This window comes from Algoriphagus sp. NBT04N3, assembly GCF_019443765.1.
GTDB classification, from domain to species: domain Bacteria; phylum Bacteroidota; class Bacteroidia; order Cytophagales; family Cyclobacteriaceae; genus Algoriphagus; species Algoriphagus ornithinivorans.
In genome coordinates this window covers 4,398,816-4,412,376 of sequence record NZ_CP048415.1, presented here as the reverse complement: position 1 = coordinate 4,412,376, position 13,561 = coordinate 4,398,816, and the positions used below count along the sequence as shown (strand labels likewise).

Below are 13,561 nucleotides of genomic sequence, written 5' to 3'. Positions count from 1 at the left end.
CACCAGCGGTTCGAATTTTTCGGCTACTTCCTATACTTTTAGAACCTAAACAAAACACCTATGAAAAAACGATACCTTTTTGGCATGGGTCTGATGCTACTTTTTGGCATACAGGCAAAGGCCCAAGATCAAGTTATTGATAATATTATCAAAGAAGCCCGGGACAACTCCCAGCTTAAATCAATCGGTCATGAACTGATGGACGGAATTGGACCTCGTTTGGTAGGTTCTCCACAAATGCAGAAAGCTCATGACTGGGCAGTAAAAAAATATCAATCCTGGGGCATAGAAGCCCGCAATGAGCAATGGGGCGAATGGAGAGGATGGGAAAGAGGGATTACCCATATCGATATGATGGAACCTTGGGTGAAGTCCCTTTCGGGAATGCAATTAGCCTGGTCTCCTGCATCCCCTAAAGGTGGTGCTATGGGAGAAGTGGTTATCATCCCTGATTTAGCAGACGAAGCTGCATTCAAAGCTTGGCTTCCTTCTGTTAAAGGAAAATATGTGATGATTTCAGCCCCGCAGATCACCGGTAGACCGGATTATAACTGGGAAGAATGGGCAACGGAAGAATCTTTTGAGAAAATGAAAGAAGAACGAACTGAGCTTAACAGGGCTTGGAACGAAAGACTTCAAAAAACCGGACAGGGAAGAAGGGAACTACCTCAAGCTTTGGAAGATGCTGGAGCGTTAGGTATTATCACTTCCTATTGGTCTCAGGGTTTCGGAGCGAATAAAATCTTCTCTGCCTACACCAAAAAAGTGCCAACAGTTGATGTTTCATTGGAAGATTATGGAATGCTATATCGACTTGCTGAAAGTGGCAAAAAACCAAAAATTCATATCAACGCACAGTCCAAAGAAACCGGCGTAGTTCCTACATTCAATACCATTGCCGAAATCAAAGGAAGTGAAAAGCCAGATGAATACGTAATGCTATCCGCGCATTTCGATTCTTGGGATGGAGGAACCGGAGCAACAGATAACGGAACCGGTACTATCATGATGATGGAAGTTATGAGAGTGTTGAAGCAAGTTTATCCAAACCCAAAAAGAACTATTCTGGTGGGACATTGGGGTTCAGAAGAACAAGGCTTGAATGGTTCAAGAGCATTTGTAGAGGATCATCCTGAAATGATGGATAAGATTCAGGCATTGTTCAACCAGGATAACGGAACCGGAAGAGTAGCCAATGTATCAGGTCAAGGCTTTGTAGATAGTTACGAATACTTGGGTCGCTGGATGAATAAAGTGCCTAAAGAAATCACTAGAGATGTGGAAACCACTTTCCCTGGAAATCCAGGTGGCGGTGGATCTGACTATGCATCCTTTGTAGCTGCAGGAGTTCCTGCCTTTTCATTGAGTTCACTAAGCTGGTCATATTATAACTACACCTGGCATACTAATTTGGACACCTATGACAAGATTGTTTTTGACGATGTGCAAAACAATGTGATTATGGCCGCCATCATGGTTTATATGGCTTGCGAAGAACCAGATATGGTATCCCGCGAAAGAAGAATTCCACTTGGTAGAAATGGTGAGCCCACAGAATGGCCATCTATGAGATCTCCTACCAGAAAGGGAGGAATGGATTAATTTTTTTCAATCTATTAAAAGAGGCTGTCTCAAAAGTGCAATTTGTCACATTGAGCGAAGTCGAAATGTAAGCCAAAACGATAGAAATGGCCTTCGACTCCGATCAGGCTGACAATAGAGCTAATAATGAGACAGCCTATTTTTTATTCCCAATACTTTTTGGCCCACTCGATAAAGTAAGGCCAGTTCGGTCCCACAGTATGCCCTCCTTCATGTTGACGAAATGCTATTTCACCTGACTTAAGGAATGTTCCAAGAGGCGGAAACTCAGATGTGGGCAGTCCCTTCATACCCAAAAATTGATATACAGGGCTTGCTAAAACGCCAGCCTCAAACATCCCTTTTGCATCAATCCATTGCCCCTCCACCTCTGGTGAACCCACTGAGATAAAAAATGGTCTCGGGGCACAAAGGGCAATCAATTCATGCGCGTCTATAGGTAAATCATTCTGATTCAATGGACCTGCATATTTGATAAAATTGGGAGCAAACCAATGATATTCGGCTGAACTCGCAAGATTTTCTATTTGCTCCCCAAAAATTCTCCTGAGTAATTTTGCTCCTCCAGCACCTGAACTTCCAATCAGGCCGAGTGAAAATCGTGGCTCATAGGCCAAGGCTACCAATGCCGCTTTTCCATACCTGGATAAGCCCTCAATTGCAATCTTTTCCTGATTGATTAAATCATCAGATTCCAAAAAGTCTAAAGCTTTACTTGCACCCCAAGCCCAAGCCTTGAGTGTACCCCAATCATCCAACTTCCTAGGTTGCCCCTCATTCACCAAGCCAATAATTCCAGCTCTTAAACCTGCGCCATGATCAGCTTGGTAGCTGGTGGGAATAATTACTCCGAAAGCCCAACCTTCTTGCAAGAGGTGCTCCTGCCAGCTGGGACCTTGTTGAGCCGGTCTCCTCATCCCTGCAGGCCAGTTCCAACCAAACTCCATCACCAATGGCACTCCCTCCTCGGTATTCTTGGGCACCCCGTATTCAAAATCTATTTCCACTTCAATTGCAGGATAGAAAGAGTTGTCCACCTTTCCTTTCAACTTTCTATATCTGAATTCTTGCTTTCCAATAAGACTATCCTTCTCCTCCACAATTATCCAATTTACCTTTAGTAAGTTGGCTGGAGTTTTCCCGTACATTTCCAAGTCGAATAAACCGTAAAGCTCCTTTTTTCTTCTCTCCCAATCCTCCAAACTTTGGACAGAAGAGCCATTTTCAAAAACCAAAGGATCGGGAACCTCCTTGTACTGTTTGGCTTTACTTTCGTCTGAATTTGCAGCATTCGGAGCAGAGGGGTTTCCTGAAGGTCCTGGGCGGAGACTTTCAATTCCTAACTTTTGAAGCATCAGTTGATGATCAGCATGGCTTAACTTGGCAATTGAATCCCTTTCAGTTTGAGAAGTTTGGGCTTCAACTTGATTTATAAAAGCAAGAATGATTTCTGAAATCAGGAAATATCTAGGCATAAGTTTAAGCATTACACCTATAATCTAAAGCTTTTCAGAATTTATTCTCAAAAGATTTTATCAATGGGAAATCAATGAATTTTAAAGCTTTGAAAGGCAATGCGACTTAGCTATCTTGAAGTAAATACAAATCTGATTAGCTTATGAAGCTTGTTAAAGTCTTTCTGCTACTATTCTTTATCTCCTCGCAAGGGATCGCTCAACAAAAATTACTAGAAGAGGCATTTATCAGGGCAAGTAATGAAGGCTTTTCCGGAGTGGTCCTGGTAGCTGACCAAGGAAAAATACTTTTTGAAAAAGCGAGTGGAATGAGGTCCTATGAGTCAAACACTCCTTTACAAAAAGATGACATCTTCGAAATGGCCTCCGTTTCCAAGCAATTTACAGCTATGATGATCATGCTATGTAAGGAAAAAGGCCTTTTGGATTTTGATGATCCTGTTTCGGATTATTTGGAAATCCCATATAAAGGCATCAGCATCCGTCATTTATTAACTCACACTTCAGGACTCCCAGACTACCAGGCCATCATGGATGAGCACTGGGATAAAAGTAAAGTTGCCGGCAACCCTGATATTTTGGAGTATTTAAGAATCTATGCCCCTCCTATTCTTTTTAAACCAGGGGAACGATATGAGTATAGCAACACAGGCTATGTACTATTGGGTAGTATTGTAGAAAAAGTAAGCGGGAAGGACTTTGTGGTTCTGTCCAAAGAATGGATTTTCGAGCCATTGGGCATGAAAAATACAGCAATCAGAAGTTTAGATGAAAAATCCAAAGTCCGCAATTTTGCTGCAGGCCACTTAAAGGATGAGAATGGAAATTATGTGAATGCCAACCGATTTCGAGCATCGGATTATACTTTATGGCTAGGAAATAGAAAAGGACCTGGGAGAGTGAGTTCCACTGCCCAGGATCTTTTGAAATGGGATCAGGCTTTGTATACCAACAAACTAATTTCCCCCAAAACTCTAGAGGAGGCATTTAGCCCATATCGACTCAAGGACGGCACCAGAAGTTATTATGGTTTTGGATGGGATTTAGAGCCCAAAAGTCCATTTGGTAAAATGGTCAAGCACAATGGTGACAATCCGGGCTATCAGACCATCATTGTTCGATTTATCGAAGAAAATAAAACCATCATTATTTTAAATAATAATGTCCATCCTGCCATGATGCGTTTGGTAGAAGCGGCTACACTATCTTTTGGTAGAAAATGACGAAAGAAGTTTACAGAGACTCAATTAATTCGATAGCTCTATTTAACCTTGTTTTGGGATCACCATTGATTTTTTCCCATGGAAACTTGCTTTCTATAGCAAGATGCTCATACCAATCCATAAAAAACTGCCTCATTTCCGGCTCTGGATGCTCTCTTTGAGGATCTGGCTCCCAAGGTAAGTCAATATCCGTCAATAGAATTAAATCGTAAGCTCTCCTTCCTATTTCCTGAGTCACCCAATCATGCACTTTACCAAACTTGTGCTGAGACCAAACATGAATCACCCTAAGATCAGTATCACAAAAAAGTAACTTCCGTGCCTGTTGAAATTTCTCATCTTCCAAAGCCATCTGACCTTTGGCGATTTTCAAAAGGTCGGAATAAGAATAATTACGGTCCAGCATTTCTAGGTATTCTCTAGCAAACTCCGGAACCCAAGGTTCATCGTAATGAACAGCCAAATCCGATGCTAAAGTACTTTTGCCCGTAGATTCAGGGCCCAAAATCAAGATCCTTTTAGGATTTTGCATAATTTTTTGCAGATTTTATCCAGGCAAATAAGCCCATAAATGCTAGGACTGTGAAAAATAGAAATTGAAAAGAAGTTAAAATCAACCCTTTGTAAAAGTACAAAGGAACTGAGACTAAATCAGTAATAATCCAACAAATCCAATTTTCAACTTTCTTTTTGGCCATCAACCACATGCCTACAAATGCAGAAGATGTGGTAAATGAATCCCAATATGGAACATCAGAATCTGTAAATTGAGTCAATACAAAGGAAAGGATTCCGTAAGAAGCTAAAAATATAAAGCCGGAAATAATCCAACCTTTAGGCTTAAGCCAAGTGACGGGCACAACAGCTTGATTAGGTTTTGGATGCGTCCAGACATACCAGCCGTAAATGGACATGCTGAAATAATAGGCATTGATCCCCATATCTGCATAGAGCTTATATTGGAAACAAATCCATACATAAATCAGGGTAGAAATGATCCCAGTGGGATAAACCCAGATATGCTCGCGCATGGAGTAAAACACGGAAGCGATTCCAAAAAATACGGCTATAGCTTCGAGCCAAGTCATGGCCTTCAAACCTTCCGCAAATCCATCCACCAAAAACTGAATATCCATGCCACGAAATAAGGGAAAAAGTTGGAAGTACCTCGACTCTGCGAGGGGCAAAATATCCTTTCATGGATATTTAAAATCTTATAATCCCAAAGCAACCATATCTTGAGTTTTTCAACAATTCAAGATATCCTACTGCTTTTAAAGTGAGTGCTCAACCTTTCAAGAGGCAATCTTTGTGTGAAGTGAAAAGAGACGACAAAAGATAAGGTGTAATTATGTGTAAGTTAGAACACCTGTTAAACGACATTTTTGAGGTATTAGGATCTTTCGATTATATATTTTATTAAATGTTCAGTGCTACTAAAGTGGAGCTTAATTTAAAATCTATTTTCCAGATTTTGGTATTCTCCAAAAAGTTATCCCCCATAAAGTCACGAAGCCCCTTCTCCTACCTTCTTTACCGGTGATAAAAGCATAGGCCGGTAGAAAATCCATTTTTAAACCGCAAAGGCGCAGGGATCGCAAAGAAGATCGCAGGTATTAAATAGGTTTAGTTGATTTTATAAATAAAATATAGTTAATTAATCAAAATTTTTTTTAGCAATGACAGAAAATGAAATTTCTTCTAAGATAATTGGAGCTGCAATCAATGTGCATAAACAATTAGGACCAGGTCTTTTAGAGAGCAGTTATGAGGCATGTCTTGCATTTGAGCTTGAGGATCAGGGTTTATTTTTTCGACGGCAGGTTTTATTGCCAGTTACTTATAAAGAAATGAAACTTGATACAGGATATAGAATTGACCTTCTTGTGGAAGAAAAAGTGATTGTAGAAATGAAATCTATCGAAGAATTTAATCCGATCCATTTAGCTCAAGTATTGACATATTTAAAACTTTCCAATCTGAAATTAGGATTATTATTGAATTTTAATGTTGTGAGATTAACTGATGGGATTAAGCGAGTTGTAAATAACTTGTAAGTTTTCTCTGCGCTTTTTGCGCCTCAGCGGTGAAAATTTTAAATATCTAGGTAAAAAAAATTACACAGATGCGGCGCTATGTGAAATTTTAAGACAGTCTTACTTACGTTTGGTATGTTAAGCCCTCATTGCAATGAAATAAACTTTCCCATGACTTCTAGGGTTAGATGATTAACTTTGTCCCCTATGACTTTGAGCACCTTGACTGAGAAAAAAGACATCGATTCACTCGATCCCAAAGAATACATCATTATCAAAAACGCGAGGGTCAATAATCTAAAAAACCTGAGCGTAGCCATCCCCAGAAATAAATTTGTTGTCGTTACCGGCCTTTCGGGCTCCGGTAAATCCTCTCTCGCCTTTGACACTCTTTTTGCCGAAGGCCAACGCATGTATGTAGAGAGTTTGAGCTCTTATGCAAGGCAGTTTTTGGGCAGAATGGAAAAACCGGAAGTAGAATACATAAAAGGTGTAGCTCCGGCCATTGCAATACAACAAAAAGTAAGTACCAAAAACCCTCGCTCCACTGTAGGGACAACCACTGAAATCTACGATTACCTTAAATTATTATTTGCGCGAGTTGGGAAGACTTTCTCTCCGATCTCTGGAAAGGAAGTCAAACATCATACAGTCACTGATATTGTAGATTACATTCTATCCTTCGAGGAGGGAGAGAAAGTGATGATCTCCTGCCCTCTGCAAGTAGCGAGAGGTAGAAAGGTTGAGCAAGAGTTGGAACTTTTGTTACAAAAAGGCTATACCCGAATTCTGATTGACGGGGAAGCCTATTTTGTAGAAGAACTTTTAGAAGAAAAGAAAGTACCCAAAGGCGATTATGAAATCCTGATAGATCGTGCAGCTGTGCGAAAGGATGACGAAGACAACCAGTTCAGAATTGCAGACTCCATCCAAACCGCACTTTTCGAAGGCCATGGCGACTGTAAAATCACGATTCCCGGCAAAGAAACCAAAGCATTTTCAGACCGCTTCGAATTGGACGGAATGAGCTTCGAATTGCCTTCTGTTAATTTTTTCTCTTTCAATAATCCTTATGGAGCATGTAAACGCTGCGAAGGCTTTGGAAATGTATTAGGGATAGATCCGGACCTCGTAATTCCAGATAAAACCATGTCTGTTTACGAAGGAGCTATTGCACCTTGGAGAGGAGAATCCTCCCGCTCATGGTTAGAACCACTCTTGAAAAAAGGAATTGAGTTTGATTTTCCCATCCATAGAGCCTTTGAGGACTTGACCGAAAAAGAGCAGGCTTTGCTATGGACTGGAAATAAGTATTTCAAAGGCTTAGACGCATTTTTCAAAGACTTAGAAACCAAAACTCACAAGATCCAATATAGGGTGATGCTTTCCAGGTTCAGGGGAAGAACTACCTGTCCTGAATGCCGTGGAACCAGACTTCGGAAGGATGCATCCTATGTGAAAATCAATGAAAAATCCATTACCGATTTGGTATTAATGCCAATTGACGAGGCTTTAGGATTTTTCAATCAATTGGAATTAGCTCCACATGAAGCGAAGGTTGCGAATAGACTGCTCAAGGAAATTGTAAGCCGCTTGGAGTTTATGGATCAGGTAGGTTTAGGCTATTTGACATTGAACCGACTGACCTCCACACTATCAGGTGGGGAATACCAACGGATCAAGCTGGCCACATCACTGGGTTCAGCTTTAGTCGGTTCCATGTATATCTTGGATGAGCCTAGCATTGGACTTCATCCCCGAGACACGGATCGCCTGGTTGGGGTTTTAAAATCGCTTAGGGATATGGGAAATACGGTGATCGTAGTGGAGCATGAAGACAAAGTGATGAAAGCCGCGGATCAAATCATAGATATTGGCCCGGACGCGGGAGTCAATGGAGGTGAATTGTTATTTCAAGGCCCCATCGAAGAATTAATCTCTTCCGGTCAAACTCATACCGCCCGGTACCTGAGAGGGGAAGAAAAAATCTTTCAGAAAAATGGAAATCGGAAGTGGAAAGATTCCATCATCGTCAAAGGCGCCCGGGAAAACAACCTGAAAAACCTGACGGTAAAGTTTCCGCTGAATACCCTGACAGTGGTCACGGGGGTTTCCGGCTCAGGAAAATCTACGTTGATCAAAAAGGTACTCTATCCAGCTTTGGGTAAAATGCTGGGAACAGTCATAGATGAAAGCGGAAAATACGACAAGATTGAAGGGGATTTTAAAAAAATCACCCAAGTGGAGTTTGTGGATCAAAACCCGATAGGAAAATCCTCCCGCTCCAACCCAGTGACCTATGTCAAGGCCTATGATGCCATCCGAACCTTATTTTCGGAGCAGCCTATATCTAAGCAACGGGGCTACAAACCGGCATTTTTCTCCTTCAATGTGGACGGAGGAAGATGTGAAAACTGTGCAGGTGAAGGGGTCACTACAGTAGAGATGCAGTTTATGGCGGACATCCATCTTACTTGCGAATCCTGTAAAGGCAAGCGTTTCAAAAATGAGATTCTCGACGTCAAATACAAAGACAAGGATATTTCAGAAGTCTTGGATATGACCATCGATGAAGCCTTGGAATTTTTCAAAGGAAAAACTCAGATCATCAATCGACTACAACCTTTACAAGAAGTCGGCCTGGGCTATATCGGGATGGGCCAAAGCTCCAACACCCTTTCTGGTGGTGAAGCTCAGCGAGTGAAACTAGCCTCATTCTTAGGGAAAGGAGGCACCAAGTCAGGAGATCATGTGCTGTTCATTTTCGACGAACCCACCACCGGGCTTCATTTCCACGATATCAGCAAACTCTTGCACTCTATTAACGCCTTAATCGATCAGGGTCACTCTGTGATCATCATTGAGCATAATACCGAGGTCATCCGTTCTGCCGATTGGGTAATTGATTTGGGCCCAGAAGGAGGGAATAAAGGAGGACATCTGACCTTTGCAGGAACTCCAGAGGATTTGGCGAAAGAAGATGAAAATTACACCGCGAAGTATTTGAGGGAGGGGTTCGCTTAAACCTTTGAGGTTTAAAAAACCTCGAAGGTTTCCTATCCTCGCATAATAATTTGGGATCTTAGCTCAGTTAGTTTATAGCGATCCTTTGACAGAGCAAAGGTCATGGGTTCGTCCTCGATATTCTTATGGATTAGGCAAGGGGTAAATTATAATTTATTTCATGTTTTCTGTTGTCTCGGATAAGAGCAAAAATCCTGTTGATGAGTTTTGCTCTCACCGCATTGATTACAGTCATTTTATTCTTCCCTTCAGCTACTTTCCGCTCAAAATAGTCTCTAAACTCTCCTTTCATTTTAACTGCTGAAAGAGCTGCCATATGGAACAATGTCTTGAGATGAATATTGGCTCTGTAGGAGACCTTTCTCCTAGACTTTTGGCTTGTCCCGGATTCGAAGGCAAACGGAGCAACTCCCACATGACAGGCAAACTTCCTCCCAGAACCGAACTTGGTAAATGCTCCAGTTGCGATAATGGTGTGTAAAGCTACTTGTTCCCCGATCCCATCAATAGAAGTCAATATGGCTTTTTGCTCAGAAAGGGTTTCATTGGCTTCAAGTAAGGTTTTGATTTGTTGGTCTATATCCTTGATAAGTTTGCTCAATGACTCGACTTGCTTTTTGAGTCTCCTACTTCTTGCTTTATAAAGCTCTTCATCCATAAAGCCTTTCAGATCTTTAATATGGGTTTTGTACTTGGCTCTTTCTTTTATAAACAACTCTCTTTCACTGGATAGGGAACGAATCGCTTCCAAAGTAGTGTCTTCTACGGTTTGGATTTTGGCTTTGTCTTGATGCCTTTTGGCATAATCGGCTATTCGGATGGCATCCACTCGGTCGTTTTTATATCGGGTGACTCCTGACCGCTGTTTGATCTCTGCACCTCCTTCCAGCCAGAGTGCTATATTATGTTCCAAACAAACTTTTCGCAGAGGATAGCCATAGTGTCCGGTATGTTCAGCACATATCAATGCTTTACTCATGTCGAAGGTCTTGGAAATCTTTCTAAAGAATCGTTTAATGGATAGTGGTTTGTTTTCAACCTTGAAACTTTCCACTTCTCCATCACGGCTAATCAGGGCAAGATCAAGAGATAATTTGCTAACGTCAATTCCGATAACTGTTTCGAATTGCATACTTTTGAAATTAGATAATTGAAGTAAAAAGAACCTTTACCTAATAACCTTAACAGGTTTGACTGATATCTTATACAGGTCTTGGTTCTTGAATCCTGTCAGTCCCAAATATCGAGTTAGGCCTCTTACACCTAAAGCTATCGCTGGGTCGCTGACAGGGCTTCAATTATACTCCAAATCCTTCTAGTTTACTATCTGACAAACCTAAGGTAGCTATCGGAACCCTTAGATCCCACTCACAAAGCACAATGTCGATTCGATAATGTGCTTTTTTTATTTCTTTATGAAGGCATTTTACCATGAAAATCGAAAGTATAATTTACGATTTTCATAGTACTTGACCATTTGGAATACTTTTCCAAGTAGCTTTTTTTTCGCTTTTCCATTGCTGGTTTTATCTCTTTGGCTTTAAGCCTTAAATTCGGCATTCAATGAAATTTTCTCTTATGCAAAAACGACTACTCTTCACCCTTTTCAGCTTGGTATGCTGGACTTTCGCGCAAGCGCAAATCCAAACACCTGAGCAGTTTCTAGGCTACAAGCCCGGTGACCGATTCACTCCTCATCACCGCATGGTGGACTACTTCGAACACGTTGCCGCTAATAATCCTAATGTCAAACTCATCCAATATGGAGAAACCAATGAAAAGCGTCCGCTGATCATGGCTATCCTTTCCAGCCCTGAAAACATGGCTAACCTGGAGCAAATCCGGACCGACAACCTCAAAAGAGCAGGTTTGATGGAAGGAACCCCCTCTACAGCTATCCCAATTAATTGGATGTCTTTCAATGTGCATGGAAATGAATCTGTAGGGATGGAAGCGGCTATTTCAGCTTTTCATACACTTGCTAATCCTACTAATGCAAAATCCCAGGAATGGCTGAAAAATCAGGTTATCATCATCGATCCAGCCATCAATCCTGACGGTCGTGATCGTTATGCCATGTGGTACAACCAAAAGATGAATACCATCCTCCAGCCCGATCTTCAGTCTGTGGAGCACAATGAGCCTTGGCCCGGAGGTCGCGCCAACCATTACCTTTTTGATCTCAACAGAGACTGGGCATGGCAGGTGCAAGTAGAGTCTCAGGCCCGATTAAAAGTGTATCAGCAGTGGATGCCGCAATTGCATTTGGACTTTCATGAGCAAGGCATCAATAATCCTTTCTACATGGCTCCTGCCGCTGAACCTTTACATGAGCAATTGACTGCTTGGCAACATGAGTTCCAGGATATTTTTGGAAGAAATACAGCCAAGTATTTCGATGATATGGGTAGATTTTATTTTACCAAAGAGCGATTTGATTTACTCTATCCTTCTTATGGAGATTCTTACCCTATGTTTAACGGAGCAATCGGAATGACCATAGAGCAAGGTGGAGGAGGTCAGGCTGGCCGAGGCGGTTTCAATGCCGTAGGAGATACAGTAACGCTGAGTTACAGAATTGAAGGACACTATACCGCTGCTATGTCTGCTGCCGAAGTAACCAGCCAGAATGCATCAAAACTTCTGGAGCAGTTTGCGAAGTTTTACAAAGAGAACTCAACCAATCCGAAGGGGAAATACAAAAGCTTTGTTATCAAAGGAGAAAGCAACCCGGCACAAATTGCCAAGTTATTGGAGCTATTGGATAAAAATGGAATCCGGTATGGAAAGGCAGGAAGTAAATCAGGTTTGAGAGGTTTCGAATATCAAAGCGGAAAAAGTGCAGCTTTCAGCACCACAGATAAAGACATTGTTATCTCGGCCTATCAACCTAAATCAGTTTTGGCACAGGTCTTTTTCGAGCCCAATCCTCAACTGAATGATAGCATCACTTACGATATTACTTCATGGGCCTTACCATATGCCTATAATTTGAAAGCCTACGCTTTAGAAAGCAGACTTGACCCAGCCGGAGCTTATGAGAAAGTAAGTTTTGCGGAAAATATTCCTGGAAAAACGCCAGTAGCTTATATCGCTAAATGGGAAGGAACAAGAGATGCAGCTTTTCTTGCAGCACTTTTAAGAGAAGGCATACGAGTAAAATATCCTGAATTCCCTTTCAAAACAGAAGGGAAAAGCTTCCCAGCCGGCACTCTGCTAATCACTAAAGGAGGTAATGAATATGTCGCTGACTTCGATAAAAAAGTTACGGAAATTGCCAATCAATTTGGTATCTCCCTTGAAACAACCATGACTGGTTACATGGAAGAAGGCAAGGACTTTGGTTCACCTAATATCCGAATTATCCAGGCCCCAAAAGTTGCATTGGTGGGAGGAGCTGGAACTTCTTCTCTGAATTACGGTGAGCTTTGGCATTTCTTCGAAAAGGACTTGAATTATCCACTTTCAAACTTGGAATTGGACAACATGGCCAGATATGACCTAAGCAAATACGATGTAATCATTCTCCCATCCATGTGGGGCGGAGGACTGAATAAAGCAGCTCAGGATAAAGTCATGGAATGGGTTCGCGCAGGTGGAAAGGTTATTGCCATTGATGGTGCAGTAAATCTTTTTGCAAACAAGGAGGGCTTTTCTCTGAAAACTTTCGATACCGATGAGGAGAAAAAATCTGCTGAAAAAACAGCTGACACCTTGGCTAGAAAAGAACGATTAGAGCCTTATCAGGAGGGAGAACGTTTAGCAATTTCAGGCGGAGCTGCAGGAGCCATTTACCAAGTTGATATGGATGAAACACATCCTTTGGGCTACGGAACCCAAGGTAAATTCTATACGCTGAAAAACAACTCCAGCAAATTTGCCTACCTGATCGACGGAGTCAATGCAGGGAAAATCAGCTCCAATGACTCCTACAGAACTGGCTACATAGGCTATAAAATCAAATCCACAATGGGAGGATCCTTAGCTATCGGTTCGGAAAGACAAGGTCGTGGAGAGATTGTTTACTTCGTGGATAATCCTATTTTCCGTGGTTTCTGGGAATCCGGAAAATTAGTACTGAGCAATGCAATTTTCTTGGTTGGACAGTAGGGAAAGGATGAAATATAAATTCTGAAGGCTGAAATCAAAAGCTAAAGTAAGAAAGCTGAAAGCCGACTCCTTAAAATGGGGTCGGCTTTTT

General features: G+C 41.6%; 9 protein-coding genes. 5 read left to right on the top strand and 4 right to left on the bottom strand.

The window, feature by feature from the left end:
• Positions 1 to 60: 60 nt before the first annotated feature.
• Positions 61 to 1,602 carry a M20/M25/M40 family metallo-hydrolase gene (locus GYM62_RS19230; protein ID WP_219957602.1) on the top strand — a complete coding sequence of 514 codons (1,542 nt, stop codon included), beginning with the start codon at positions 61 to 63 and terminating at the stop codon, positions 1,600 to 1,602.
• A 143-nt stretch (positions 1,603 to 1,745) separates the two neighbouring features.
• On the opposite strand, the gene GYM62_RS19225 is transcribed toward GYM62_RS19230, so the two are convergent.
• Positions 1,746 to 3,077 carry an acetylxylan esterase gene (locus GYM62_RS19225; RefSeq protein WP_219957601.1) on the bottom strand — a complete coding sequence of 444 codons (1,332 nt, stop codon included), beginning with the start codon at positions 3,075 to 3,077 and terminating at the stop codon, positions 1,746 to 1,748.
• Between the two features lie 143 nt (positions 3,078 to 3,220).
• Between GYM62_RS19225 and GYM62_RS19220 the strand changes: the two genes are divergently transcribed.
• The gene (locus tag GYM62_RS19220; RefSeq protein WP_219957600.1) at positions 3,221 to 4,300 is read left to right on the top strand and encodes a serine hydrolase; all 1,080 of its coding nucleotides are present in this window, start codon (positions 3,221 to 3,223) and stop codon (positions 4,298 to 4,300) included.
• A gap of 10 nt (positions 4,301 to 4,310) precedes the next feature.
• On the opposite strand, the gene GYM62_RS19215 is transcribed toward GYM62_RS19220, so the two are convergent.
• Complete coding sequence (locus GYM62_RS19215; RefSeq protein WP_144607446.1) at positions 4,311 to 4,832, bottom strand: AAA family ATPase; 522 nt, start codon at positions 4,830 to 4,832, stop codon at positions 4,311 to 4,313.
• The gene (gene pnuC / locus GYM62_RS19210; protein WP_144607447.1) at positions 4,819 to 5,436 is read right to left on the bottom strand and encodes a nicotinamide riboside transporter PnuC; all 618 of its coding nucleotides are present in this window, start codon (positions 5,434 to 5,436) and stop codon (positions 4,819 to 4,821) included. The genes GYM62_RS19215 and pnuC overlap by 14 nt, the downstream gene beginning before the upstream one ends.
• 543 nt (positions 5,437 to 5,979) lie before the next feature.
• Here pnuC and GYM62_RS19205 point away from each other — a divergent pair.
• Positions 5,980 to 6,357 (top strand): GxxExxY protein, encoded by a 378-nt coding sequence (locus GYM62_RS19205; protein WP_144607448.1) that lies wholly within the window; start codon positions 5,980 to 5,982, stop codon positions 6,355 to 6,357.
• A gap of 186 nt (positions 6,358 to 6,543) precedes the next feature.
• Positions 6,544 to 9,360 (top strand): excinuclease ABC subunit UvrA, encoded by a 2,817-nt coding sequence (uvrA, locus tag GYM62_RS19200; RefSeq protein WP_219957599.1) that lies wholly within the window; start codon positions 6,544 to 6,546, stop codon positions 9,358 to 9,360.
• 130 nt (positions 9,361 to 9,490) lie between these two features.
• Here the strand turns inward: uvrA and GYM62_RS19195 are convergent, their stop codons facing one another.
• Positions 9,491 to 10,492, bottom strand: coding sequence for an IS110 family transposase (locus tag GYM62_RS19195; protein WP_219957598.1), 1,002 nt, complete (start codon positions 10,490 to 10,492; stop codon positions 9,491 to 9,493).
• A 446-nt stretch (positions 10,493 to 10,938) separates the two neighbouring features.
• On the opposite strand from GYM62_RS19195, the gene GYM62_RS19190 reads away from it, so the two are divergent.
• Complete coding sequence (locus GYM62_RS19190) at positions 10,939 to 13,470, top strand: M14 family metallopeptidase (protein WP_219957597.1); 2,532 nt, start codon at positions 10,939 to 10,941, stop codon at positions 13,468 to 13,470.
• The last annotated feature ends 91 nt before the right edge of the window (positions 13,471 to 13,561 follow it).